Origin of the sequence: Promicromonospora sp. NPDC057488, assembly GCF_042802395.1 — a bacterium.
GTDB lineage: Bacteria > Actinomycetota > Actinomycetes > Actinomycetales > Cellulomonadaceae > Promicromonospora.
In genome coordinates, this window is sequence record NZ_JBHVEG010000093.1 from 1 (window position 1) to 25068 (window position 25068).

20 protein-coding genes are annotated in these 25068 nt (G+C 72.3%); 10 read left to right on the forward strand and 10 right to left on the reverse strand.

Going from position 1 to position 25068, the window contains the following annotated elements; translation table 11 throughout:
* Positions 1-174: 174 nt before the first annotated feature.
* Both ACFU5G_RS18395 and ACFU5G_RS18400 read right to left on the reverse strand, forming a co-directional pair.
* Positions 175-867, reverse strand: a complete 693-nt coding sequence (locus tag ACFU5G_RS18395; RefSeq protein ID WP_377247826.1) for a GPP34 family phosphoprotein — start codon at positions 865-867, stop codon at positions 175-177.
* Positions 868-938: 71 nt separating this feature from the next.
* Entirely contained in the window at positions 939-1553 is a 615-nt protein-coding gene (locus ACFU5G_RS18400; RefSeq protein ID WP_377247883.1) for a DedA family protein, read from the reverse strand.
* Positions 1554-1724: 171 nt separating this feature from the next.
* On the opposite strand from ACFU5G_RS18400, the gene ACFU5G_RS18405 reads away from it, so the two are divergent.
* From ACFU5G_RS18405 to ACFU5G_RS18415, 3 genes are all read left to right on the forward strand, one after another.
* Positions 1725-2402 (forward strand): response regulator transcription factor, encoded by a 678-nt coding sequence (locus ACFU5G_RS18405; RefSeq protein WP_377247829.1) that lies wholly within the window; start codon positions 1725-1727, stop codon positions 2400-2402.
* Positions 2392-3741 (forward strand): sensor histidine kinase, encoded by a 1350-nt coding sequence (locus tag ACFU5G_RS18410; protein ID WP_377247832.1) that lies wholly within the window; start codon positions 2392-2394, stop codon positions 3739-3741. Before ACFU5G_RS18405 ends, ACFU5G_RS18410 begins: the two co-directional genes overlap by 11 nt.
* A 68-nt stretch (positions 3742-3809) precedes the next feature.
* Complete coding sequence (locus ACFU5G_RS18415) at positions 3810-5171, forward strand: LCP family protein (RefSeq protein ID WP_377247835.1); 1362 nt, start codon at positions 3810-3812, stop codon at positions 5169-5171.
* Between the two features lie 13 nt (positions 5172-5184).
* Here the strand turns inward: ACFU5G_RS18415 and ACFU5G_RS18420 are convergent, their stop codons facing one another.
* A complete protein-coding gene (locus ACFU5G_RS18420) occupies positions 5185-5418 on the reverse strand; it encodes a hypothetical protein (protein ID WP_377247838.1) in 234 nt (77 codons plus the stop codon).
* Positions 5419-5519: 101 nt separating this feature from the next.
* The gene (locus ACFU5G_RS18425; protein WP_377247841.1) at positions 5520-6386 is read right to left on the reverse strand and encodes a phosphotransferase; all 867 of its coding nucleotides are present in this window, start codon (positions 6384-6386) and stop codon (positions 5520-5522) included.
* A gap of 185 nt (positions 6387-6571) precedes the next feature.
* Between ACFU5G_RS18425 and ACFU5G_RS18430 the strand changes: the two genes are divergently transcribed.
* The 3 genes from ACFU5G_RS18430 (at position 6572) to ACFU5G_RS18440 (ending at position 12082) form a co-directional block, all read left to right on the forward strand.
* The gene (locus ACFU5G_RS18430; RefSeq protein WP_377247844.1) at positions 6572-7441 is read left to right on the forward strand and encodes a C40 family peptidase; all 870 of its coding nucleotides are present in this window, start codon (positions 6572-6574) and stop codon (positions 7439-7441) included.
* Positions 7442-7531: 90 nt separating this feature from the next.
* Entirely contained in the window at positions 7532-10762 is a 3231-nt protein-coding gene (locus tag ACFU5G_RS18435) for a BTAD domain-containing putative transcriptional regulator (RefSeq protein WP_377247847.1), read from the forward strand.
* A gap of 36 nt (positions 10763-10798) precedes the next feature.
* Positions 10799-12082 carry an exonuclease domain-containing protein gene (locus ACFU5G_RS18440; RefSeq protein WP_377247850.1) on the forward strand — a complete coding sequence of 428 codons (1284 nt, stop codon included), beginning with the start codon at positions 10799-10801 and terminating at the stop codon, positions 12080-12082.
* 15 nt (positions 12083-12097) lie between these two features.
* On the opposite strand, the gene ACFU5G_RS18445 is transcribed toward ACFU5G_RS18440, so the two are convergent.
* The 3 genes from ACFU5G_RS18445 to ACFU5G_RS18455 form a co-directional block, all read right to left on the reverse strand.
* Positions 12098-12673: an STM3941 family protein gene (locus ACFU5G_RS18445; protein WP_377247853.1), complete on the reverse strand. Its 576-nt coding sequence runs from the start codon at positions 12671-12673 to the stop codon at positions 12098-12100.
* 81 nt (positions 12674-12754) lie between these two features.
* A complete protein-coding gene (locus tag ACFU5G_RS18450; RefSeq protein WP_377247856.1) occupies positions 12755-13732 on the reverse strand; it encodes a GIY-YIG nuclease family protein in 978 nt (325 codons plus the stop codon).
* A gap of 241 nt (positions 13733-13973) precedes the next feature.
* Complete coding sequence (locus ACFU5G_RS18455; protein WP_377247859.1) at positions 13974-14549, reverse strand: CGNR zinc finger domain-containing protein; 576 nt, start codon at positions 14547-14549, stop codon at positions 13974-13976.
* Positions 14550-14643: 94 nt separating this feature from the next.
* Here ACFU5G_RS18455 and ACFU5G_RS18460 point away from each other — a divergent pair, with 94 nt between their 5' ends.
* Positions 14644-15813 carry an epoxide hydrolase family protein gene (locus tag ACFU5G_RS18460; RefSeq protein ID WP_377247862.1) on the forward strand — a complete coding sequence of 390 codons (1170 nt, stop codon included), beginning with the start codon at positions 14644-14646 and terminating at the stop codon, positions 15811-15813.
* Positions 15814-15861: 48 nt separating this feature from the next.
* Here ACFU5G_RS18460 and ACFU5G_RS18465 read toward each other — a convergent pair whose 3' ends face one another.
* Both ACFU5G_RS18465 and ACFU5G_RS18470 read right to left on the reverse strand, forming a co-directional pair.
* Complete coding sequence (locus ACFU5G_RS18465; protein WP_377247865.1) at positions 15862-18135, reverse strand: glycoside hydrolase family 3 N-terminal domain-containing protein; 2274 nt, start codon at positions 18133-18135, stop codon at positions 15862-15864.
* Entirely contained in the window at positions 18132-18779 is a 648-nt protein-coding gene (locus ACFU5G_RS18470; RefSeq protein WP_377247868.1) for a sugar O-acetyltransferase, read from the reverse strand. The genes ACFU5G_RS18465 and ACFU5G_RS18470 overlap by 4 nt, the downstream gene beginning before the upstream one ends.
* A gap of 173 nt (positions 18780-18952) precedes the next feature.
* Here ACFU5G_RS18470 and ACFU5G_RS18475 point away from each other — a divergent pair, with 173 nt between their 5' ends.
* The 3 genes from ACFU5G_RS18475 to ACFU5G_RS18485 all read left to right on the forward strand — a co-directional run bounded on the left by ACFU5G_RS18475 (position 18953) and on the right by ACFU5G_RS18485 (position 23924).
* Positions 18953-19198, forward strand: coding sequence for a hypothetical protein (locus ACFU5G_RS18475; protein WP_377247871.1), 246 nt, complete (start codon positions 18953-18955; stop codon positions 19196-19198).
* 160 nt (positions 19199-19358) lie between these two features.
* Positions 19359-23219, forward strand: coding sequence for a S8 family peptidase (locus tag ACFU5G_RS18480; RefSeq protein ID WP_377247874.1), 3861 nt, complete (start codon positions 19359-19361; stop codon positions 23217-23219).
* Positions 23220-23384: 165 nt separating this feature from the next.
* Positions 23385-23924, forward strand: a complete 540-nt coding sequence (locus ACFU5G_RS18485; RefSeq protein ID WP_377247877.1) for a flavodoxin domain-containing protein — start codon at positions 23385-23387, stop codon at positions 23922-23924.
* Positions 23925-23957: 33 nt separating this feature from the next.
* Here ACFU5G_RS18485 and ACFU5G_RS18490 read toward each other — a convergent pair whose 3' ends face one another.
* Entirely contained in the window at positions 23958-25052 is a 1095-nt protein-coding gene (locus ACFU5G_RS18490; RefSeq protein ID WP_377247880.1) for a Gfo/Idh/MocA family protein, read from the reverse strand.
* Positions 25053-25068 lie beyond the last annotated feature (16 nt).

Here is a 25068-nt window from a genome sequence, read left to right on the forward strand (position 1 = left end):
GAGTAGACATTGTCTACTCACAGCAACCGACCTCGCGCGCATACGTTTCCCCGGGAGGGCCATGGCGCTGAAGGTGACGCTCGCCCGGCAGGCAACAAAGCTCGCGCAGCCGGAGGGGTAACGGAGACGTAGCACTGCTACCTCCTGGTTACCCTCCCTACTGCGAAATTGTCTTCACGACGACGCGTCGCCGCCCACCGCCGCCTCCGCGACGGCCCCGCCGATCGACGCGATCGCCGCCACGAGGATCGCCTGGTTGACCGCCGCCGCGCCCCAGGTGCCCTCCCGCAGGTCACGGGCTCGCTCGGTCACCGCTCGCGAGCGGCGGATCGCCGGGTGGAACTCCCCGAGCGTCCCGCTGGCGGAGAGCACCGCCGTCAGGGCGGCGGTGCGCGGGTCGGGGGTCGCCCCGTCCTCGAGCACGGCGCGCACCCGCTCCAGCAGCGCGGCCTCGTACGGCAGGTCCTGCGCGGGCATCCTGGTCACCGGGATGAAGCCGAGCAGCTTGGACCGCTCCCTGCCCAGCATCCCCCGCTCCACCAGCCGGTGACGCAGCTGCCCGTCCAGCTCGAGCCCGATCTCGACGAGGATCGTGTGCACGTGCCGGGGCCGCTTTGCCAGCTGCCTCATCGCCTCGTCCAGGATCGTGTCGCCGAGCGTCTCGCCCGCGACGGCATGCACCCGCTTCCTGTGGTCGAGCTCGACCCGGCCCAGCAGCGCGAGCTCCATGAGCACGGCTCCGCCCAGCGTGTAGTGCAGGTTGGCCTCCCCCTTGACCACCCCGGACTCGTCGTCGAGCAGGAGCAGCATCAGGTCCTCGACGATCAGCAGCTCGGGGCGCATCTCCTGGTGCTTCGGTCGGCGCATCGGTCTCTCCTCGGCGGTACGGATCGGGCGGCGTGCCCGCACCCATGACAGACCGTGCCCCTGGGGCAGAGTCAATCGCCCCGGACCGCCGTGACCTGCTGCTCGACCGGCCGCCGCGCGCGGCGTCGTCGGATGCGGCCGACCAGGAACCAGACGAGGGCGACGGCGACCGCGGCGACCACGATGTACTGCAGCACCGAGGCGTACGGGTCGACGGCGTGCCAGTTGGCCCCGAGCAGGTAGCCGGCGACCACGAAGATGCTGTTCCAGATCAGGCTCCCGGCGGCCGTGAGCACCGTGAAGACCGGCAGGCTCATGCGCTCGGTGCCCGCGGGGATCGAGATGAAGCTGCGGAACAGCGGGACCATCCGGCCGAAGAAGACGGCCTTGGTGCCGTGCCGCGCGAACCAGGCGGTGGTCCGGTCGATGTCCTCGACGTCGACGAGCGGGATCCGGGCGCCGATGGCGCGCATCCGGTCGTGCCCCAGCCAGGCCCCGAGGCCGTAGAGCACCCAGGCGCCGGCGACGGAGCCGATGGTGGTCCAGATGATCGCCCCGGCGAGGGACAGGTCCCCGAGCCGGGCGGCGAACCCGGCCATCGGGAGGACGACCTCGCTGGGGATCGGCGGGAACAGGTTCTCGACGAAGATCGCCAGGCCGGCGCCAGGGGCGCCGAGCGTCTCCATGAGTTCCACGGTCCACAGCGCGATGCCGTCGAGTTCAGGGGTGGGGTCAGCTGCGCTCACGTGTCGACCGTAGGACCACGAACCTGAACCGAAGATGAAAACGCCGCGTTCAGCGGACATTCATGGATCATCGGCGACGATGGGTCGTCCGGACCGAGGAAAGGTGGTCGCATGCGTGTGCTCGTGGTCGACGACGAGGTGCGGTTCGCCGACGGCCTGCGGCGTGGCCTGGAGGCGGAGGGTTTCTCCGTGGACCTCGCCCACAACGGCACGGACGGCCTCTGGCGCGCACGCGAGGTGAGCTACGACGCGATCGTCCTGGACCTGATGATGCCGGGCATGAACGGCTACGCCGTCTGCCAGACCCTGCGCGACGAGGGCAACTGGACCCCGATCCTGATGCTCACGGCCAAGGACGGCGCCTGGGACCAGGTCGAGGGCCTGGACCTCGGCGCCGACGACTACGTCGTCAAGCCCACCGAGCACGTGGTGCTGCTGGCCCGCCTGCGCGCGCTGATCCGCCGCGGGCGGCCGGAGCGCCCCACCACCCTCGTGGTCGGCGACCTGCGCGTCGACCTCGCCACCCGGGAGGTGCACCGGGGTGCCTCGCCGGTCAAGCTGACCGCCCGGGAGTTCGCCGTCCTGGTCTTCCTGGCCCGAGAGGCCGGCACCGTGCGGAGCAAGAGCGAGATCCTCGCCGCCGTCTGGGAGGACCAGTTCGAGGGCGACTCGAACATCGTCGAGGTCTACATCGGGCACCTGCGCGCCAAGCTGGACAAGCCGTTCGTGCTCGACACGATCCAGACCGTGCGCGGGGCCGGCTACCGGCTGATGCCTCATGCCGCGTGACCGGGAGCCGCGTGACCCGGTGCCCGGCGGCCGCCGGTTCTCGCTCCGCGTCCGGATCACCGCATCAACCGTCGGGATCGTGCTGGCGGTGCTCGCCGTCGGCGGGTTCGCCGTCGTCACGCTGCTGGAGCGTTCGCTGGTCGGGTCGGAGGCGCAGACGGCCGAGGACCAGGCCCAGCAGTTCGCGCTGGACAGCGCGACGGCCGGGGAGCTGGCCAAGTTCGACGCCGACGAGGTGATCATCCAGCTCCAGCTCGACGGCGAGGTCGTGGGCGTCGCCGACGACGACCTCAAGGACACCCTCCCGCTGCCCGTCGCCGACAGCGAGCGGATCGTGCGCGTGCTCGACGAGCGGTACCTGGTCCAGTCCGCGCCCGTCACCCTGGACGGTCGCGTGCACCACGTCGTCGTCGGCCGCTCCCTGGACACCGCCGACGAGGCGGTGCGCGCGGCGACCACGCTGATGGCCGTGGCGGTGCCCGCGGTCAGCGCCTTCGTGGCGCTGATGATCTGGATCGTCGTCGGCCGGTCGCTGCACCCCGTCGAGCGCATCCGGCGCGACGTGGAGTCCGCGGGCGACGACCTGACCCGCCGCATCGCACCGCCGGGCGGCACCGACGAGGTGTCCCGCCTGGCCTCCACGATGAACAAGATGCTCGACAAGCTCGAGGCCGCGCAGCGCGCCCAGCGGCGGTTCGTCTCCGACGCGTCGCACGAGCTGCGGTCGCCGGTGGCCGCGATCCGGCAGCACACCCAGGTCGCGCTCCGGCACCCCGACACGACCGACCTGGGCACCCTGGCGGGCACCGTCGACGTCGAGGCGGCCCGCCTGCACGAGCTCGTCGACGACCTCCTGCTCCTGGCCCGGCTGGACGAGGGGATGACCCGCAACCGGCGCGAGATCGACCTGGACGACGTCGTCCTGGCCGAGGCCGCGCGGCTGCGCACCCTCGGGATCGTGGTCGACACGACGCGGGTCGGCCCCGCCCGCGTGCTCGGGGACGAGGTGCTCCTCGTGCGCGCCGTGCGCAACGCCGCGGAGAACGCGCGACGGCACACCCGCACCCGCATCGACCTCACCCTCACCACGGACGCGAGCCAGGTCGTGCTGTACGTCGACGACGACGGCGACGGCGTCCCGGAGGAGGACCGGGAGCGGATCTTCCACCGGTTCGAGCGCCGCGACGACGCCCGCAGCCGGGTCAGCGGCGGGTCGGGCCTCGGGCTCGCGATCGTGGCCGAGGCGGCCCAGCACACCGGCGGGACCGCGGAGCTGTCGGACGCGCCCACGGGCGGGGCCCGGCTCGCGCTGCGGCTCCCCGAGCACCACGACCGCTGAGGTGCTTGCTGAACGTCTCTTCAGGTTCGTTCAGCCCTGGTTCATGGGCCGGTGCCCAGGATGTCCGCATGAGCGACTTCTGGACGGCGGTCCGGCCGGTCGGCGAGATAGTCCCCGGGGTCCCCCGGCACGCGCGGTCGGGTGAGCGGCAGCCGCGGCACGTGCGCAGCTGGCGCAGGGCGTTCGTGGTCCGCACCGTCACGATGAGCGTCGTCGGCACGCTGGCCTTCGGCTCCGCGGCCGGGGCGACGGCGTACCACAACGCGGTCTCGCGGATCGACGTGCAGGACCTCGACGGCCTCGTGGCCGAGCAGGTCAAGCCGAAGGACCCGTCCGACCCGTTCAAGGACGAGCCCGTCAACCTGCTGCTGATGGGCACGGACATCCGGGACGGGTCGAACGCCGACATCGGCGGCGTCGTCGACGGCATGCGGTCCGACTCCACGATGCTGGTGCACATCGCGGCCGACCGGCAGTGGATCGAGGTCGTGTCCATCCCCCGCGACTCCATGCTGGCCATCCCCGCGTGCGAGCTCCCGGGCGGGTCGCGGAGCGCGCCGTACACGGGCCGGTTCAACTCCGCGTTCTCGACGGGCAGCGGGAGCACGGGCGACATGCGGTACGCGGCGGCGTGCACCATCAACACGGTCAACTCACTGACGGGCGTGACGGTGTCCAACCACGCGGTGGTCAAGATGAACGGCGTGATCGACGTCGTCGACGCGCTCGGCGGCGTCCGGATGTGCCTGCCGGACGCGCTGCACGGTGACCCGCGGTCCGCGCGCATCGACCTGGAGGCCGGGGAGAACCGGCTGGACGGGAAGACGGCGATCCAGTTCCTGCGGGTGCGCAAGGGCACGGGCCTGGGGCTGGAGATGGGCAGCGACCTGGCGCGGATCGAACGGCAGCAGATGTTCATCAACGCGACGATGCGCCAGATGCTCTCCGCGGAGACGCTGGCCGACCCCACCAGGACGTACCGGCTGATCAACGCGGCCCTCGGCTCGCTCAGCGCCGACCCGGCGATCGCGGACCCGGGGAACGTGGCCGGTCTGGCGTGGTCGCTGCGGCAGATCGAGAAGCGCAACATCGTCATGACGTCGGTCCCGGTCTACGACAACGCCGACGGTGCGACCGTGTCCTGGTCGCCGGAGACGTCGGAGATCTTCGACCGGCTGGCGGCCGACCAGCCGCCGGAGGACGTGACGCTGGCGACGCCGGAGCCCTCGGGCTCGCCGAGCGCGAGCGACGGTGCGGGCGGCGAGGAGGCGACGACCGACGGTGACCCGGGCTCCGCGACGAAGGAGACGAGCGACCCGACGGGCAACGAGGAAGCCGACCCGACGAGCGACGGGACGACCGAAGAGCAGCCCACCGAGCCGCAGACCAGCCCGACCCCCGAGGACCTCCCCGAGGGCATCTGCGCCTGACGATGTCAGGCGGCTACGGCTTCTCGTTGTCGCCGAGCGTCTCGTCCTCGGCCGGGGCAGTGCCCCGCACCATCGCGAACACCGGGAAGAACGCGGCACCGAGCGCGATGCCGATCGCGAGGTTGTCCAGCGTGATGCCGAGCGCCACCCCGATGCCCAGGCCGACGGCGACACCGGCACCCCAGCTCCAGCCAGTGGTCTTTCCGGCGTCGTCGCCGACCTGGTCGTCCGGTCCGGTGGGTGTCATGTACCCAACGTAGGCAGACGGTTGCGCCCGAGTCCTCCACCCGAGGTCTGATCTTGCGCCGGTCCGTCCCCCTGGAGGCGTACCCCTGGCGGTGCCCGGCGCTACAGCCCGTCCACCCGGCCGACCACCGTGTCGAGCGTCGGCCACGGGGCGCCCGCGCGCAGCACGCGCAGGAGCTCCTCACCGAACAGCCTCCCCCGCGGGAACTGGTCGTCGACGTCCCAGCGCCAGGCGGCGACCATCGCGAGGACGAGCTGCCGGCAGTCGTCCAGCAGCTCCCGGTCGACCCCCGGGTAGTGCTCGCTGACCGCCTCGGGGACGTGGGCGAGGTCGAACTCGACGGGTCCGCGGCAGCACGTCTCGAGGTCGATGAACAGCGGGCCGTGCTCCGTGCCGAGCACGTTGCCCGGGTGCGGCTCGCCGTGCAGCAGCTGCTCGACGGCGCCGCGGTCGCCGATCGCTCGGCGCAGGTCCGCGAGCCTGCCGGCGAGGAGCGCGCGGTCGGCGTCGGCCAGCTCCGGCGAGCGGTCCGGGTCGGCGACGATCTCCTGCGCCTCCGTGATCCGGTCCGTGAACCGCGGGCTCGGCAGGTCGACCGTGCGCATGCCGTCGTGCAGCTGCTTCAGCGCCTTGGCGACGTCGGCCGGAGCGGGCCCGGGCGGCACGGGCGGGTAGTAGGTCCACAGGGTCACGGCGAAGCCGTCGCGCACGTACACCCGGGGCTCCACGCGAGGCTCCAGCGAGGCGAGCGGGGCCCCGGCCGCGACGAGGCGCTGCGCGAGGTCGACCTCGAACTGCGCCACCTCCTGGCCCAGCGGGGCGACCCGGGCGAAGACGTCGCACGGCGTCAGCCGCAGCGCCAGCTTGTTCGAGTCGTGCAGCACGACGGCGTCGTCGGCCGGCAGGTCGAGGGATGCGGCGACCGAGGTCGCAGCCGCGATCGCACGTGTGACGTCGGTGATCTCCACCGTCGCATCGTGGCACGGGCAGGCAAGCCATTTCACCCGGTAAAGGGAGAGTGGGTGAATAGTCGGGAAAGTACGGGAACGGTACGGAAAGCCGGTTGTCGAGTCAGGTTCCTACCTTCGTCGGTGTCGGAAGAACCGCGGATGTACCCACTCGAGAACGGGACGGAAGAACGATGCGCAGAATCGTGAGCGGAATCGTGGCCCTGGCGGCCACGCTGAGCGGCCTGGTGGCCGTTGCCCCGGCAGCGGGAGCGGCCGAGCTCGCCCCGCTGGCCGACCCCGGCCAGGAGATCGTGGTCGACTGCGGGAACGCCGAGGCGAGGATCCAGGTCAACTGGGGCGTGGACAGCGTGACGCTGCGGTACCGGTTGAACGACACCGCCGCGGACGGCCGGAGCCCGGTGCTGAAGATCGCGGCGGTGACCGGTAACGGCGGTACCGCCAACTACGTCTTCGACAACGGCACCGTCGCCTACGCCCGCACCGCCGGCGAGGGCCTCGGCCCCTCGTACGGCGAGAACGGCTGGAACCCGGGGACCATCGGCTCCATCAACTACCTGAACATCAAGGTCTCCAACGGCACGACGGCCGAGGACCCCCTCTGCACGAAGTACGCGAACCTGTACAACTGGTCCCGCCTCGGGATCGAGAACGCGTACGAGAAGAAGGGTGCGCCGTACTCCGAGAATGGTGGGACCGGACCGGCCTACGACTGCTCGGGACTCGTGTACAAGTCCTACAACGAGGTGGCCAACTTCCCCGGGTGGCCGGCGCGGTCGTCGCAGGCGATGTACGACTGGGCCCGGACGCACACCAGCCAGGACAAGATCTACGCCCAGAAGGTGCCGTACTCGGAGCTCAAGGAGGGCGACCTGATCTTCTACGACACCGACGGCACGTACAACGGCAACATCACGCACGTCGCCCTCTACGCCGGCAACGGAACCGTCTTCGACGCCCACGAGACCGGCACGCCGGTCGGCTTCCACGCCGACTGGGTGAACTCTCGTGTGGGCGCGTACCGCATCCTCGGCGCCGTGGAGTGGGCCGCCTGAGCCACCGCAGGGCCCGCCGCCCACGAGCGGCGGGCCCTGCCCGCTCGTCACCCAGATCTCCCACCGCACGGCGTCGCCTATGATCACGGCGTGTCCGATGTCGAGAGCCTCCAGGACCCAGCGGGTGACCTGCTCCGTCGGCACCGAGAGGCGCGCGGGCTGACCCAGCGCGAGCTCGCCGAGGACTCGGGGGTGAGCCTCGCGTCGGTCCGGGACATCGAGCAGGGGCGCAGCCGCCGTCCCCGGCGGGAGTCCGTCGCCGCCCTGCTCGCCGCCCTCGGGCTCACCGGCCCGGAGGCCGAGCGGCTTCGCGGGCGGTTCGACCAGGCGCCCGTACGCTCCCAGTCCGATGGCTCGACGGCGGGTCCCGGAACCGTGCACATCAGCGTTCTCGGTCCGTTGCTGCTGCGCCGGGGCGAGGTACGGGTCACCCTGCGGTCCCGGATGCAGCAGGTGCTGCTCGCCGAGCTGGCCGTCGCCGCGGGGACGGCCGTACCCCGCGACGCGCTCCTGGCAGCGCTCTGGCCGGACGAGACCCCGACCACGACAGCGGCCCTCAACATCCACCTCACCCGCCTGCGTCGCCTGCTGGAGGACCCCGATGACCGCCAGCCCGTGGTGGAGCTGGACCGCGCGGGCATCCGGCTCCTCGTCCCTGCCGACCAGCTCGACCTGCTCAGGTTCCGCGAGCTCGCCGGGCACGCGCAACGCGCCGGGGCGACGAGCGGCGCGAAAGAGGCTCTCGCCGCTGCCGTCGCGCTGTGGCGCGGCGGTCCGGACCCGGACCTCGTGACGTCGCCCGAGCGGATCGCCGCGGTCGAGGAGGAGTACGTCGCGGCACTGCTGTCGTACGCGCGGATCACCCGTGAGCTCGGCGTGCCGGAGGACGCCGTCGTCCCGCTCACGGCCATGGCGGACCGCCGCCCGCTCGACGAGGTGGTCCAGGCGTCGCTGGTCCAGACGCTCGCAGCGGCGGGACGCCAGGCGGAAGCGTTCAACCGGTACGAGTCCACCCGCCAGGTCCTCGCCGCCGAGCTCGGCGTGGACCCCGGCGAACGCCTGCGTACCGCGCACCTGGACGCGCTGCGGCAGAGCTGGACGGACGGGTCCGTCGCGATGGCGCCGGTCCCCTGGCAGGTTCCCGCGGACCCGCCGCACCTGGTGGGACGCGCGGACGAGCGGTCCGCCGTCATGACGGCGCTCGACCGCGGCCCCGAGGGCGGAAACGTACCGGTCGTGGTGAGCGGCGCCGCCGGGATCGGGAAGACCGCGTTGTGCCTGTCCGTGGCGCACGAGATGCACGACCGGTATCCCAACGGTCAGCTGTTCGCCGACCTGCAGGACGCCGCCGGTGCTCCCGTCCCGCCCCTGGAGATCCTGCAGCGCTTCCTGCGGGCCACGGGCCCCGGGACGCCGCCCGCCGAACTGCCGGAGGCGGCGTCGCTGTTCCGCAGCCGGCTCGCGGACCGGAAGATGCTGATCGTGCTCGACAACGCCCGGGACGCCGCCCAGGTGCGCCCGCTCGTTCCGGGCCTCGGGGACAGCGACGTGCTCGTGACCAGCAGAAACCTGCTGCCCGAGCTCGACAGCGCCGTCCTGGTCCGCCTGGACGTGCTCGACCGCACCGACTCGGTCCGTCTGCTGGGAGCCGCCGGGACCACTCCGGACGGCGACGACGCGGCGGTTCTCGACGAGCTGGCACGCCTGTGCAGCGACCTCCCGCTCGCCCTGCAGATCACTGCGGCGCAGCTGCGGAGCCGCCGGCGGCTCCTGCCGGCGGACCTGGTCCACCGGCTCCGGGACGGCCAGAACCGGCTGGACCACCTCGCCGTCGGCACGTCGAACATCTTCAACAGCTTCGAGCTCAGCTACACGGAGCTCTCCCCCACGGCGCAGCGCGTGTTCCGGATGTCGTCGCTCCACCCCGGCATCGACTTCGGCACGGAGGCGACGGAGGTGCTGGTGGGCGACGGGACGGCCGCCCGTGCGCTGGACGAGCTGCTCGACGCGAACATGCTGACCGAGCACGCCGCCGACCGGTTCCGCAGCCACGACCTGCTGCGGCTCTTCGCCCGGCGCAAGCTCACCCCGGACGACCGCGTTCCCGACGCCGAGAGCCGCCTCTGGGGCTGGTACCTCGACCGGGCCACCGCGGCCGTCGGCTGGATCCACCCGCACCTGCTGCGGCTGACCGGCCACCCGGACCGCGCCGCGGTGTTCGGCGACGAGGACGCCGCCATGCGCTGGCTGGACCTGGAGTACCCGTCGATGCTGGCCCTGGCGACCTCGTCGGCGGACGATCCCGATCGTGATCCCGACGTCTGGCGGCTCGTCGACCAGCTGCGCGGGTACCTCCTGGTCCGCCGGTTCGACAGCTGGCAGCACCTGGCCGAAGCCGGTCTCGGGGCAGCAGACCGCGGGGGCGACGACCAGGCACGTGCGGCGATGTACATCTCCCGCAGCTACGCCCACTGGGCGCACGGCCGCATCGACGACTCGCACGCGGACACCGTCCACGCGACCCGCCTCGCCGAGCTCTGCGGCTGGACCGACGCCGTCGCCTACCTGGCGCACAACGTGGGCTGGGAGCACTACGAGGCCGGCCGGCTCGTCGAGGCCGCCGCCTCTTTCGAGCAGACCCTGTCCCGGACCGGACCCGAGGACCAGAACCGCGCCCTCGCCCTGAACGGGCTCGGCATGACCTACCTGGAACAGGACGAGCTCGTCCGCTCGGCGGACTCGTTCCGCGGCGCGCTGCGCATCAGCGAGCGCAACAAGCGCGAGGTGGCCGACCTGACGATCCGCGGCAACCTCGCCAGCGCCCTCCGGCTCCTCGGCGACACCGGGACCGCGGAAGCCCAGCTCCACGACGTCCTCGACGGGTTCCGCCGCCGCGGCCACACCCGCGGCGAGCTCTCCACGCTGGACGAGCTCGGCAGGCTCCTCGCCCAGACCGGCCGGCCCGCCGAAGCGGTCGAGACCGCCCGCGAGGCGCACGCCGCCGCGTCCCGGCTGAACGACCCCAGGGCGCAGGTCATCACCGGCGACGGCCTGGGCGTGAGCCTCCTGGCGAGCGGCCAGACCGCCGAGGCGGCAGCCATCCTGACCGACGCCGTGGCGCTGGCGACCGCGCACGGCTACCGGTCGTGGGAGGCCCGGGCGCGTGCGCGCCTGGCGAGTGCGCACCTTCGGCTGGGCAACGCCCGGGAAGCCGCGGACGAAGCCGCGCGCGCCGCCGTCCTCGCGGAGGCGTGCGACGCGACGGCCGTCGTCGTCGAGGCACGGCGGGTGCAGGGGCTGGCCGTCCAGCAGCTCGCCTGACCGATCGACCGCACGCCGTTGCGAGAGGAGACGCACGTGGCCGGGTATGCCGTCGTGGACGTGGAGACGACCGGGCTGTTCCCGGGCGGGAGCGACCGGATCGCGGAGATCGCGGTCGTCCAGGTCGACCCGGACGGCCGGGTCGAGGGCACCTGGACCACGCTCGTCAACCCGGGGCGAGACCTCGGGCCGCAGCACATCCACGGGATCAGCGCGTCCGACGCCCGCTACGCGCCGGCGTTCGGCGACATCGCCGGCGTCGTCGCCGACCTGCTGCGCGGACGCACGTTCGTGGCGCACAACGCCCAGTTCGACCGCCGGTTCGTCTGGCACGCGTTCGCCGCGTACGGGTACGACGTGCCGCTCATCGCGCCCACCACCCTGTGCACGATGCGCACGGGCACCCAGCTCTTCCCCACCGCGCCGCGGTCCCTGGCCGGTGCGTGCTTCCACCACGGCGTCACGCTCGACTCCGCGCACGAGGCCCTCTCCGACGCCCGCGCCGCGGCCGAACTCCTGGGCATCTACCTGGCCGGGGGCGCCCGCCACGCCGTGCCCGACTGGGACGACGTCGTCGAGCTCGCCGCCACCACGCCCTGGCCGCAGATCCCGCTCACCGGGGCCGCACCCGTCCGGCGCGGCGTCGCGACCGAGCGCGACACCCACTTTCTCGCGCGGCTCACCACGGCCCGCGCCTCGCCCGCCACCACGTGGGAGAAGGAGGAGTACCTCGGGCTCGTCGACCGCGCGCTGCTGGACCGGCACATCTCGGCCCGCGAGCACGACCAGCTCGCCGCGTTCTGCGCCCAGGCCGGGATCGGGCGGGCGGACGCCGACGCCCTGCACCGCGAGTACCTCGCCCGGCTCGCCACGGTGGCCTGGGCCGATGGCCGGCTCCAACCGACCGAGGCGGCCGACTTCCTGGTCGTGGCCAAGATGCTCGACGTTCCCGAGGCGGACGCACGAGCCATCCTCGAGTCCCGGGAGATCGCAGGCCCCGACACCGTCGGCACCGCCGCCGCCGACCAGCGACCGGGCCGCTTCACGCTCACTCCCGGCGACCTGGTCGTCTTCACCGGGGCGATGGACGAGTCCCGAGACGTGTGGGAGCGCCGGGCCAGGGCTGCCGGACTCGTCCCGCACCCGACGGTCACCAAGAAGGTCCGCCTGGTCGTCGCGGCCGACCCGGACTCGATGTCCGGCAAGGCCCGCAAGGCCGAGTCCTACGGCATCACCGTGGTCGGCGAGGCCGGGTTCGTCCGCATCCTCGACGACGTCGCGCGTTCCGCGCGTCCGGCCGTGGGAGTGACGACGCCGTAAGGCGCTACTGCCCTCCTACGCCTCCGGGGTGCGGGCGTTCTGGCGCAGCCACTGGTCGTAGTGCTGCTCGAACGCGTCGACAACACGTTCGTTCCGACCTCGGAGATTGTTCAGCCCGATACACACCGGGGTCCCCACGAGCTTGATGTTGCCGCGGGAGAGGGCACGCGCGACAGGCCGCATTCGCGCGAGCACGGCCTCCGGGTCCTTCACCACCACACAGAAGTTGGTCTGCTGCTGAACGCGGTGAAGGTGCCAGCCGATCACCTGATCCCACGTCGTGCGCCCGCTCGCGAGGGCACTCGAGGTGTCGGTGAACCCTTCGGCATCGATGACGAGCCCCGCAGCGGGCTTCAGCAGGAAGGCCAGCCACAGCACCGTGCAGTAGCCGAAGAACGTAGCGCCGGCGCCGCCCGCGGTCAGGTACAGGAACCACAGGAACGGCGACATCGGGGTCAGCAGCGGAAGTGCGTCCGGGAAGAGCGCGGCGATGACCAGCAAGACCCCGACTGTCGTCATGAACGGGCCGACAGCCAGCCCCATCAATAGGACGCGGGCTCGCGAGACTTCGAACTGCACGGCATCAGTCACGGCGGAACGATAGCGGCCCTGCAAGACGAACGACCGAGCAGGCCTGGACTTCACCCGTGGTCCCGCCACGATGACGACAACTCAGGTCGACATTGCCTCCACCGGCTCCCGCCCATCCAGCGCCTCGAAGACGTCTGTCGCAAGTTGCACGGAGTGCCGGTCGCCTCTGACAGCGCCCACACGCATTCGAGCCAGCGGCAGCTCGCGCGCCGCACGGAGCAGTACCGGCTCCTTCAGATACGCCACCAGGTCTGACCGCTTCTTGAAGGTCAGGTCCTCGATGAGTCCCAAGCCGGGAGCGGAGTCCAGGACACCTGCGCCCCTGAAACTGTGCCTCAATGAAGTCAGGCGTTCCCGAAAGCCCGTCAGCCGGGGTTCGGCGGCTCGCACCCGGGCCACAAGCCCTGTTCCGTTCTTGGTCGGCGCCTCATAAACGCCGAAGACATTCACCGCGTGGCAATAGACCGCAACCAGCGGCCGCCACGCCTCGTCCACCTTCTTGTTCGGCATCGCCTGGACGAACCAGAAACGCTGTTCCGTGGTACGAGGCCACAAGAGCGCCGTGCCGACATACGAGGCCAGCAGGTCCACGATCTCGTCATAGTCGCGACGTTCGCGGAGACGGTCGAACCGTGCCGACGGCCGCGCACTTATGTCCCCACCGCGCTCAACCGCAACTGGCTCGATGCCCTCCCCCACAAGCCAGCCGTCCTGCGCAGATCGTGGTACCAGTGCGTCAAGCGCGTAGGTACCGAGACGATGGATCGTCAAGAGTGAGTTCCTCAGGTAGCCCGGCTTCTCGAAGTATCGGACCGTGTCGACCTCCGCCTTCGACAGGTTCCCCTTCTCCACTCGGAAATCCACACCGACGATGTCGCCCCAACGTTGCACGTGCTGTTCGAACCTACGCACAACATCGACGGCTTGTCCGACGTAGGCCTCGCCATTCCCGAACCGCAGCCGGTAGATGCCCCGCCGCTCCCGCATGCCGATTACGTCCGAGAACCTCTTGCCCGAATGCGACTCCCACGACACATCAAAACGCCCGAGCGAAGCCATAATGTGCTCCCTACGAATCAGCGGCGGCACCGTCGGTGCAACGGTCGCGCCGACGCCCCGCGGGATCCGCGGGTAGACCGGCTAAAGGTCACATAGTGCTCAAGCCAGCTCAGGCTCGTCGAGGGGACTAGCGCATCCTTCACCCGGGTGAACCGGCGCGTTTTCACGCGAGCACGACGCAAGAACCTCGGCCCTTGGTCGTGAGCTCACGCATAGACCCTGAGTGCAAGGACGGCTGGGCCTAGGTCGCCGCTGCTGGGCCCTTGCGCTGGTTCGCGAGGAACCGTGCCTTCTTCTCCTTGTTCCCGCACGTGCCCATGTCGCACCACCGGCGCGACCGGCTCTGGCTGGTGTCGAAGAAGGCGGCCTGACAGGTCGGCGAGGCGCACAGGGCCAGCTTCCCGTCCCGCTCGCCCGCGAGAATCCCGATCGCATCAGCGGCGATGACGCCGAGCGCGTCCTCCACGGCCGACGCCGCGGAGAGTCGCCACTGCCGATCGCCCGCCGAGTCCAGCACCGCTGAAGCACGGCCCCGAACACTGAAGTCATTGATCACCTGGGCGGCAGCAACAGGGAGTGCATCCCCCCGCGCCGCCGCCGTCGCGGCCTCGTGGATCGCCTCCCGCAGCTCCCGCGCGCGCTCCAGGTGACCCGCGGTGGCGGACCCCACGGCGAGGCCGCTCACGGCCAGCCAGTCGACGAGCCGGGCCGGCGTCGGGATGCGTTCCACGGGGTCGCCGTGCCGCTCCGACAGCGTGCCCGTGAAGCTCGTCGCGAGCACCTTGCCGAGGCGGAAGTCCGGGAACCGGGCGCTCATGGAACCACCTTAGCCGGTTGCACCAGGACACGATCCCCTGCTAGAACCGTCTTAGCCGGTTCCAACCTGCCGGCACCGTCGACGAGGAGGTCCCATGAACAGCCGGCCCAGCGACGTGGAGCCGTTCGCGGCGCACGCGACCGACGCCGACCTAGACGACCTGCGCGCCCGGCTGGCCGCGGCGCGGCTGCCGGAGGCCGAGCCGGTCCGCGGCTCCGCGCCCGGCCCGAGCCGGTGGGACCAGGGCGTTCCCCTCGCCGACCTCGTCGACGTCGTGGACCACTGGCGTACCGGGTACGACTGGCGGGCGTTCGAGGCGCGGCTCGACGAGATCGGCCAGTTCCGCACGACGATCGACGGCCTGGGCATCCACTTCCTGCACCGCCGGTCCCCGCGGACCGACGCCACGCCGCTGGTCCTGACGCACGGCTGGCCGGGCAGCGTCGCCGAGTTCACCCACGTCGTCGACGAGCTGGCCGACCCGGCGAGCCCGGACGCGCCCGCTTTTCACGTCGTCGTCCCGTCGCTGCCGGGCTTCGGCCACAGCGACCGGCCGGCCACCACCGGGTGGGGCATCGAGAGGATCGCGGCCGCCTGGGTCGAGCTGATGGGACGGCTCGGCTACGACCGGTTCCTGGCCCACGGGGGCGACTGGGGCGGCGTCGTCACCACGATCCTCGGCGGCCGGTACCCGGAGCACGTCATCGGCATCCACACGACGGTCGCCCAGCCACCGCCCGGTCTGGCGACCGACGGGCTGACGGCGGCCGAACGCACCTGGGTCGAGGAGTCCCGCGACTTCTGGGGCCGCCGCGCGGCGTACGCGAAGCAGCAGGCGGCCCGGCCGCAGACCATCGGCTACTCGCTCGTCGACTCACCGGTCGGGCTGCTCGCCTGGATCCTGGACAAGTTCGCCGAGTGGTCGGACACCACCGACAGCCCGTTCGAGACGATCTCCCGGGACAGCCTCCTGGACAACGTCACCCTGTACTGGCTCACGCGCACCGGGGCGTCGTCGGCCCGGATCTACGCCGAGAGCCACGCCTCGCTCGACCCCTTCCTCCGGGTCGACGTCCCGGCGGCGGTCACCACCTATCCGCGCGACATCGAGCGGTGGCCCCGACTCTGGGCCCAGGAGCGGTTCCGCCAGATCGTGCGGTGGCGGACGCCGGAGGCGGGCGGGCACTTCCCGTCCCTGGAGGTTCCGGGGTACTTCGTCCAGGACCTGGGCGAAGGCCTCGCGGCGGTGCTGGCCGCGCGGTGACGACGGCCGCCGTGCGGACGGGTGCCCCCCGTCCGCACGGCGGCGCGATCAGGAACCGCTGACCGAGAACGGCACCCGCAGCAGGTCCGCATCCCGCGAGGACGACCCGACCAGCAGCTCGAAGCCACCCGGCTCGACGACGCGGTTGCCCGCCTGGTCCACGATCGTGCAGTCCGCCACCGGCAGGTCGAGGTCCACCACGACGCTCTGCCCGGGAGCGACGTCCACCTGTCGGTAGGCCTTGAGCTCCTTGTCGGTCCAGCTCACGGACGTCACGGTGTCGCTGACGTAGACCTGCACCGTCTCGCGCGCCGGACGGGCGCCCGTGTTGGTCAGGGTCACGCGGGCGTGGATCGTGTCGTCCGGGCCCAGCTCGGCGGACCGCAGCCCGAGGCCGGAGTACTCCACCGTGGTGTACGACAGGCCCTCGCCGAACACGAACGCGGGCTCCTGCGTCAGGTCGGCGTACCGGTCGCCGTGCTGGCCGCGCAGCTGGTTGTAGTAGACGGGCTGCTGGCCCACGTGCCGGGCGAACGAGATCGGCAGGCGCCCGGACGGCTCGATCTGCCCGAGCAGCAGCTCGGCGACCGCCCGGCCGCCCTCCATGCCCGGGTTCGCCGTCCAGACGACGGCCGCGGCGTCCAGTGCGGACCGCGGCAGCACGAGCGGCTTGGACGCCATGACGACGACGACCAGCGGCGTCCCGGTCCCGGCCAGCGCGTCCAGGAGGGCGACCTGCCCGCCCACGAGCTCCAGCGTCGCGGTGGAGCGACCCTCGCCCACCAGCTCGACCTGGTCGCCGACGACGGCCACGACGTAGTCGGCGTCCCGGGCCTGGGCGACGGCCTGCGCGATCAGGGCCTCGTCGGGGTCGCGCGGGACGACCACCTTGGGCCGGGGCTGCCCGTCGGGGAACGTCTCGCCCTCGGGCGGCGTCACGAGCGAGAGGATCTCAGCGCCGAGCGCGCTGGTCACCGTCCAGTCCTGCGGGGTCAGCTCGCGCAGCCCGTCCAGCACGGTGGTGATCATGTCGCGCGGGTGGCCGTCGGGCAGCCAGTCGGCCTGGCCCGAGCTGCCGGCCCAGTCGCCGAGCTGGGCCTGGGCGGCGTCGGCCAGCGGCCCGACGACGGCGATGCGCCGGGGCCGGTCACCGGCACCCGTCATCGGGAGCGCGCCGTCGACGTTGCGGAGCAGCACGAGGGACCGCCGCGCGAGGTCCAGGTTCACGGCCGCGTGCGCCGCGGACCCGATCAGGTTCGTCGCGCGCCCGGCGTCCGGCCGGCGCGGGTCCTCGAAGAGGCCGAGCTCGAACTTCAGCGTCAGGATGCGGGCCACGGCGCGGTCGAGGTCGGCCTCGGCGAGCAGGCCGGCCTCGATGGCCTCCTGGGCGCCCTCGAAGAACTGCGGGGTGGTCATCACCATGTCGTTGCCGGCCCGCACGGCCGCGGCGGCGGCGTGGGCGTGGTCGGGCTGGATCTTCTGCTCCCAGACCATCCGGCCCACGTTGTCCCAGTCGGTGATCAGCGTGCCGGTGTAGCCCCACTCGCCGCGCAGCACGTCGTTCAGGAGCCAGTCGTTGATCGTGATCGGCACGCCGTCCATGGACTGATAGCCCAGCATGAACGTGGCGCAGCCCTCCTTGGCGACCCGCTCGAACGGGGGCAGGAACCAGGAGCGCAGCTTGCGGCGGGAGATGTCCGCCTCGGACGCGTCCCGCCCGCCCTGGGTCTCGGAGTACCCGGCGAAGTGCTTGGCGGTGGCCAGGATGGCGGTCGGGTCCGCGAGCCCGGTGCCCTGGTAGCCGCGCACCATCGCCGAGGCGAGCTCGCCGATCAGGTACGGGTCCTCGCCGAACGTCTCGTCCACCCGGCCCCAGCGCAGGTCACGGGCGATGCAGAGCACCGGGCTGAAGGTCCAGTGCACGCCGGTGGCGGCCGCCTCGACGGCGGTGACCCGGGCGGCCTGCTCGATCAGGTCCGGGTCCCAGGACGACGCCATGCCGAGCTGGGTCGGGAAGATCGTCGCGCCCTCGAAGAACGAGTGCCCGTGTATGCAGTCCTCGCCCACCAGGAGCGGGATGCGCAGTCGCGTCTGCTCCACCAGGTCGTGGGCCAGCTTCAGCCGGCTCGGCGAGGTGTGCAGGATCGACCCCACGTGCTTGCGCAGGATGTCGCCCTCGTAGTCGCCGCGGGCGTCGAGCTGGAGCATCTGCCCGACCTTCTCGGGCACCGTCATCCGGGCCAGCAGGTCGGCGACCCGCTCCGGGACGGGGAGGCTCGGGTCGAGGTAGGCGGCGACGGCGGTCGCGGTGCGCTCGCTCATCGGACCGCCTCCCGCGTGTCGACGGTGAGGGTCCGCGGGGCCCGGTAGGTCCACTCGCGGTCGGCGTCGGTGATCTCGCGCAGGATGCGGGCGGGCACCCCGCCGACGACGACCATCGGCGGCACGTTCGCGGTCACGACGGCGCCCGCCGCGACGACCGAGCCGCGGCCGATCGTGACACCCGGCATGATCGAGACGTTGCTGCCGATCCACACGTCGTCCTCGATGACGACCGGGGCGGAGAACTGCTCGCCGTGGGGGCGGGCGTCCGGGTGCACCGGGTGCCCGGTGGCGGTGATCGTGACGTGCGGGGCGAACATCACGCCGTTGCCGATGACGACCGGCCCGTCGTCCACCAGCGTCAGGCCGGTGTTCGCGTAGACCCCGTTCCCGACCGTGGTGTGCACGCCGTAGGCCACGAACAGCGGCGGCTCGAACCACGCCTGGTCGCCGAGCGAGCCGAAGAGCTCCTCCAGCACCCGGCGCCGACCGGCCACGTCCCGCGGCTCGAGGGCGTTGAACTCCCGGGCCAGCTCCTTGCCGCGCACCCGGGACTCCTCCAGCGCCTCCAGGCCCGGACCGAAGTCCGTGTACAGCTCTTGGGCATCGATCCGTCGCCGGACTTCCTGCTCGCGCTCGTCCACCGCAGCTCTCTCTCGCGTCGGCAGGCCCTCGTCCGGGGCCCGCGATCCTCTGGCGCCGTGCTCACGGCCAGCACCCCGCGTGCGAGCGTACACACAAAACTTACAGGGCGGTAAGCGTTTGTCCGGACGGCGGACACTCGTGCCTCGCGGCCACGCCAGGGCATGCTGTACCCATGCCGAAGACCCTGCCCACCGGACCCACCGTGATCACCGACGACAGCGAGGTGCGCTTCGTCGCCGGGGCCGACCAGTTCGCGCTCAAGCTCAAGGACGGGCACCTGCACGTGCGCGCCATCGACACCAGCGGCGACGAGGCCCAGCTCGTCGTGATCCCGACGTCGCGCAGCACCCTCAACCTGGAGATCAAGCACGCGGGCGGCCACGGTCCGGTTCCCGTGGAGGGGCCGACGCTGCGCTGAGCGCCCCCACCCGGGTGCGCCGTCCCGTCGAGGGCCGGGGCGTCCGGCCACATCGAAATCGTTACGACACACGCACGTGACAACAACGGCTCCCAGGCCTGTCAGCGTCTGCGGCGACTGTTCCACCTCCGTACCGCTGCGGAACCACTGGGAGATCGTTGTGAGAGCAAGAAGACTGGTTGTCGCGGCTGCTGCAGCCGCCCTCGTCGTGAGCGTCCTGCCCACGGCGGCAGCCGAGAACGCCGCGTCGCCGGCCGCGGTGTCCGGGACCGAGACCGAGACCCCACCCTCGGTCCCGGACACCGACGTCGTCCTCGTCACCGGTGACCGGGTCACCACCAGCACCGCCGACGACGGCACGCCGACCGTCGGGTTCGAGGCCGCGCCGCGGCCCGACGGCCGACCGGTCAGCTACGCCGCCTTCGGCGACGCTGCGGGCCACTACTTCGTCGTCCCGTCCGACGTCGCCGACCTGGTGCCGGCGAAGCTGGACCTCCGGCTGTTCGACGTCACCGCCCTGGAGGCGGCGCAGGACACGGCACAGGACGTCGGCGCGGACACCGGCCTGCCGGTGATCGTGCAGACCACCACCGCCCGCGCGGCCCGGTCGACGGAGCCGACCTGGGAGAAGCTCGACCTCGACGTCGACCGGACCCTGGAGTCGATCGACGCGGTCGCGGGCGACGTCCCGGCGGACGGCGCCCGCCCGCTCGTGGACGCCGTCGAGGACGGCCGGACCGTGAGCAAGGTGTGGCTGGACGCCCCGCTGGAGGTGTCCGACGCCGACTCCACGCCGCAGATCGGCGCGACCGACGCCTGGGACCTCGGCATCGACGGCACCGGGGTGACCGTCGCGGTCCTGGACTCCGGCATCGACACCACCCACCCCGACCTGGACCAGGGCACCGTGGCCCTCGAACGGGACTTCACCGGCTCGGGCAGCACGCACGACGCCCTCGGCCACGGCACGCACGTCGCCTCGATCATCGCGGGCAGCGGTGAGGCGTCCGACGGCGAGAACCGCGGCGTCGCGCCCGGCGCCCGGCTGCTGAACGGCCGCGTCCTGAACGACGACGGCGAGGGCGACGAGTCCTGGGCCATCGACGCCATGGAGTGGGCGGCGTCGAACGGCGCGGACGTCATCAACATGAGCCTGGGCGTGCGGGGCGCGTACACCGACGGCACCGACCCCGCGGCCCTCTCCGTCGACTCGATCTCGGAGCGCTACGACACCCTCGTCACCATCGCGGCCGGCAACGAGGGCAACTGGGGCACCCCGTTCACCGTCACCACCCCCGGCACCGCGGACAGCGCCCTGACGGTCGGTGCGGTGACGGACTCCGACGACATCGCGTACTTCTCCTCGATGGGACCGCGGTTCGGCGACTACGCGATCAAGCCCGACATCGCGGCGCCCGGCGACGGGATCGTCGCCGCCCGCGCCGCCGGGACGACCCCCGACGTGCCGGTCGGCGACCACTACGCCGCCATGTCCGGCACGTCGATGGCGACCCCGCACGTGGCCGGGGCGGCCGCGCTGCTCAAGCAGGCCCGGCCGGAGCTGGACGGCGAGGCCCTGAAGTCGGTGCTCATGGGCTCGGCCCAGCCGGCGGGGAACTCGGTGTTCGCCGAGGGCGCGGGCCGCGCCTGGGTGCCCGGCGCGATCGGCGAGGCCGTCTACGCGACCCCCGCCTCGCTGTCGTTCGGGCTCTTCGACTCGCCCCGCGCCGAGCAGACGCCGCGCACGCAGACGGTCACGTACACGAACGACTCCGGCACCGCCGTCGACGTGGACCTCGCCCTCTCGGTCAACGCGGGCGACGGCGTGCCCGTCCCCGCGGGCGTGGCGTCCCTGTCCGCGGACACCCTGACGATCCCCGCCCACGGCTCCGCGACCGCGGACGTGACGATCGACCCGCGCTCCGACGAGCCCGACGTCTTCGCCGGGGTGCTCCGCGCGACCGGGGCCGGGTTCCCCGCCGTACGGACCGTGCTGGCGTTCCAGAGCGACCCGGACATGTACACGCTGCGCATCGAGGCGAGCCGCCTCGGCGGCCAGCCGGCCGGCAACCCGGACGCGGGCTGGGTCCACGGCATCGACGACCCCGCCGTGAACCAGTGGTTCCAGTTCACCGACGGCGTCGCCGAGGTGCGCCTGCCCGCCGGCCGCTACGCGGTCCAGGGTCAGCTCTTCGACGCGGTGTCGCCGTCGGCCGCCTTCTTCGACGGCGTCGTGAGCTTCACGCGCGACGCCGACCTGACGGCCGGTGACGCCACGCTCACGCTGGACGGCAGCACGGCGGTACCGGTGCGCATGGAGACGCCGAAGAAGGTGGCGCCTCGCGCCCTGGCCTCGGACCTGGTCCGCGACCTGCCGGGCCGCAGCGGCCCGGTGACCACGGGCACCTCGTTCAGCACCGGCGACTACACCGGCGGCATGGACCTCGCCGCGTACGTGCTGCGCGACGCCGGCCCGCTCGCGGGCGAGACCACGGTGACGTCGCGGTACCTGCTGGACCAGCCGCTGCTCGACGTCGCCGCCGTGGGCAGGGGCCGGACGCTCGACGTGTCGCGCGAGCTGGGCAACGCGGTCCGGTCCCCGCGGTACGCGGGCCGGATGTCGGCGCGGCTCGTGGACGGCGGGACGGGCACCAACGAGGAGCTGGCCGCCGTGCACGCGGACGGCGCCTTCGTGCTGGTCGAGGACACCGGCGACCTCACGCTGAACCCGCAGTCGCAGGCCGCGGCGGACGCAGGGGCCGTGGCGGTGATCGTGTACGGGTCCACCCCGGGCCCGTTCTACCACCAGGTCGACAACCGGACGATCAACACCATGAGCGACCAGGCCGTGCCGACGCTGACGCTGAAGCGCGACCTCGGGCTGAAGCTCGTCGAGGCCGCCCACCGGGGCGCGACGCTGCGGGGCACTGGCCGCGCGACGCCGTCCTACCAGTACGCGCTGGGTTACAGCGAGCAGGGGCGGACGCTCCCCCGCTCGCTCACCTACCGGCCCTCGGCCAAGGACCTCGCGGCGGTCGAGACCGAGCTGCGGTCGTTCAAGCCGTTCGCGCCGGGCCTGCGGAACGCCGAGCGGCTCACCATCACGAGCGGCAGCACGATGAGCGGGTGGCAGCAGTCGTGGACCACCGGCGCGGTGAGCGGGCGGACGGTCTACTACTCGACCGAGCCCGGGGTGCGGTTCCAGCGCGGCTCCACCGCAGCCCAGGGCCTGAACGCCTGGCCGGCGTGGATCGACGGGGAGGCGGTGACCTACTCGCCCGGGAAGCAGCCGAAGGAGACGTACAACGCCCAGGTGCACCACGGCGGGTTCTGGGCGTCCCCGGCCGTCCCGCAGGACGCCGCGGTCTACCGCGACGGCAGCACCCTCGGGATCAACCTGCCGTACCGGGTCGACGGCGAGGGCCACGCCCAGGAGTGGGGTCCGGACGAGGCCTCCACGGGCCGGTTCCGGGTCTGGCGGGGCGACGACCTGCTGACGGACGACACGTTCGGCACGTACGCGACGCCGGACGTCGGCACCGGCAAGGAGCGGTTCCGCATCCGGCTGGAGACGCACCGCGACACCCCGTGGTGGCCGCTTTCGACGGACGTGACGACCGAGTGGGGCTTCGCCTCGGGCAGCAGCAAGGCGCCGGAGGTGCTGCCGCTGCTCCAGCTCGACTACGGCGTGCAGGGCCTGGACGCGTACAACACGGCGAGCCGGCGCTCCACGGAGCTGGACCTCCAGGTCTCGCACCAGGACGGCGCCGCCGGGGCCGCACCCGTGACGAGCCTCAAGCTGTGGTCCTCCACGGACGGCGGCGAGCACTGGACGCCGGTGCGCGTGACCAGGCCGTCGGGGCACGGCCCGGGCCATGCCACGGCCGGCGCCTACAGCGCCACCGTCATGACCCCGCCGGGGTCGACGACGGTCTCGCTGCGCTCCGAGGCACGGGACGCGGCGGGAGCCACCTTCTCCGAGACGGTGATCGACGCGTTCGCGGTGCACGCCCGCCGCTGAGCGGTCCGGCCTGGTAGTCCACGGTAGGACACGAAGGTCCCCGCCCTGCGGCGGGGGCCTTCGTGGTTCCCGCACCACGCGCCGCGGCCCACCCAACGGTGTTCGGCCGGGCGTGCCTACGATGAAGACGGCGCACGTGCAGTGCTTCGAAGGAGGCTGAGTCCGATGAAGGTATTGGTGGCCTACGAGAGCAAGTACGGAGCGACCGAGGGCATCGCGCAACGCATAGGAGCGGCCCTGCGCGGGCGCGGGCTGGAGGTCGAGGTCGCGAAGTGCACCGATGTGGCTGAGGTGGCCGGCTACGACGCCTATGTCGTCGGGTCGGCGGTGTACGAGTTCAACTGGCGCAAGGAGGCCAGGAAGCTCGTGGAGCGCAACGCCGACGAGATCGCCGCGCACCCGGTATGGCTGTTCAGCAGCGGACCGCTCGGCACCGAGAAGGTCGACAAGGAGGGCAAGGACGTCCTGAAGGGGGCGGAGCCCAAGCAGTTCAAGCAGTACGCGGAGCTCCTGCACCCGCGCGGGACGCAGGTGTTCCGCGGTGCGTACGACCATGACAAGGTCCGTGGGGCCGACCGGATCATCGCGTGGATGCCGGGGATCCGGGACGCCATGCCCCAGGGGGACTTCCGCGAGTGGGACGCCATCGACGCGTGGGCGACGTCGATCGCCGACACGCTGGCGGCGTCCGCGAGCTCCCCGTAGGGGCGACCTCCCCGTAGGGGCGACGGGCACTCGTCACCCTGGTGGGTCCCCCAGGTCCCCCAGGTCCGCCGGCCGCACCGTCGTCCCGGTCGCCGCGGCCTGCTGGATCGCGCACAGCAGCCGGACCGTCTCCAGTGCGTCGTCGGCGCCGACCGGCACCGGCGCTGAAGTCTCCAGGGCGTCGAGGATCCGCGTCCACTGGGCCAGGTGTCCCGCGTGCCCGATCGCGAGCGGTGCGGCGGCACCGCTCGTGGTCCGGCCGGGCCGCGGCTCGGGCACCCCCGGCACGTCCCAGCGGCGCACCTCCCCCTGGCCGAGCTCGGCCGAGCCCCGGGAGCCGAACAGGGCGATCGTCGCGGGGAACCCGGGCGGCGTCGCCGTCGTCGTGGTCACCACGCCGAGCGCGCCGGAGGCGAACCGGAGGGTCGCCACGGTCGTGTCCTCGGCCTCGATCGCGTGCGCGAGGGTTCCCGACTGTGCCGTCACCGACTCGACCGGGCCGCACAGCCAGCGCAGCAGGTCCACGTTGTGCACGCCCTGGTTCATCAGCGACCCGCCGCCCTGCGCCGTCGTGGACCGCCAGCCCGCCGCGCGGTAGTAGGCGTCGTCGCGGTGCCAGTGCACGTGCGTCGTCGCGATCCGCAGCTCGCCCAGCGCGCCGTCGTCGAGGGCCCGCCTGAGCGCGACGTGCTCGGCCTCCTGGCGGCGCTGGGCGATCATCGAGACGCTCAGTCCGCGCTCGTGCGCGGCCCGGGCGACCCGCAGCGCGTCGTCGACGTCGAGCGCGAGCGGCTTCTCGACGACGACGTGCCGCCCGGCCTCGAGCGCGGCCAGCGCGAGCGCCGCGTGGGTGCCGCTCGGGGTGCAGATCGCCACGACGTCGACGTCGGGGTGGGTGATCACCTCGTGCGCGGCGAGCCGCGCCGCCGGCAGGTCCCGCTTCCCCGGACCCGCCGGCGGGCGCGCCCGGCCGCTGTACGCGACGAGCCGCGCCCGTCCGCTCAGCTCACCGAGCGCCCGGGCGTGCATCGCGCCGATGCCGCCCATCCCGATGATCCCCACCCCGAGCGGAGCGCTCCCCGACGTGTCAGACCTACAGGTCCCCCTGGTGTACAGTTTGTGTGTCACAAACCCGAGAGCGTCG

Coding starts and splice junctions, on each gene's coding strand:
- ACFU5G_RS18395 (WP_377247826.1), bottom strand. CDS start 867: ATGCGCCGACCGAAGCACCAGGAGATGCGCCCCGAGCTGCTGATCGTC.
- ACFU5G_RS18400 (WP_377247883.1), bottom strand. CDS start 1,553: ATGGAGACGCTCGGCGCCCCTGGCGCCGGCCTGGCGATCTTCGTCGAG.
- ACFU5G_RS18405 (WP_377247829.1), top strand. CDS start 1,725: ATGCGTGTGCTCGTGGTCGACGACGAGGTGCGGTTCGCCGACGGCCTG.
- ACFU5G_RS18410 (WP_377247832.1), top strand. CDS start 2,392: ATGCCGCGTGACCGGGAGCCGCGTGACCCGGTGCCCGGCGGCCGCCGG.
- ACFU5G_RS18415 (WP_377247835.1), top strand. CDS start 3,810: ATGAGCGACTTCTGGACGGCGGTCCGGCCGGTCGGCGAGATAGTCCCC.
- ACFU5G_RS18420 (WP_377247838.1), bottom strand. CDS start 5,418: ATGACACCCACCGGACCGGACGACCAGGTCGGCGACGACGCCGGAAAG.
- ACFU5G_RS18450 (WP_377247856.1), bottom strand. CDS start 13,732: ATGGCTTCGCTCGGGCGTTTTGATGTGTCGTGGGAGTCGCATTCGGGC.
- ACFU5G_RS18455 (WP_377247859.1), bottom strand. CDS start 14,549: ATGAGCGCCCGGTTCCCGGACTTCCGCCTCGGCAAGGTGCTCGCGACG.
- ACFU5G_RS18460 (WP_377247862.1), top strand. CDS start 14,644: ATGAACAGCCGGCCCAGCGACGTGGAGCCGTTCGCGGCGCACGCGACC.
- ACFU5G_RS18465 (WP_377247865.1), bottom strand. CDS start 18,135: ATGAGCGAGCGCACCGCGACCGCCGTCGCCGCCTACCTCGACCCGAGC.
- ACFU5G_RS18475 (WP_377247871.1), top strand. CDS start 18,953: ATGCCGAAGACCCTGCCCACCGGACCCACCGTGATCACCGACGACAGC.
- ACFU5G_RS18485 (WP_377247877.1), top strand. CDS start 23,385: ATGAAGGTATTGGTGGCCTACGAGAGCAAGTACGGAGCGACCGAGGGC.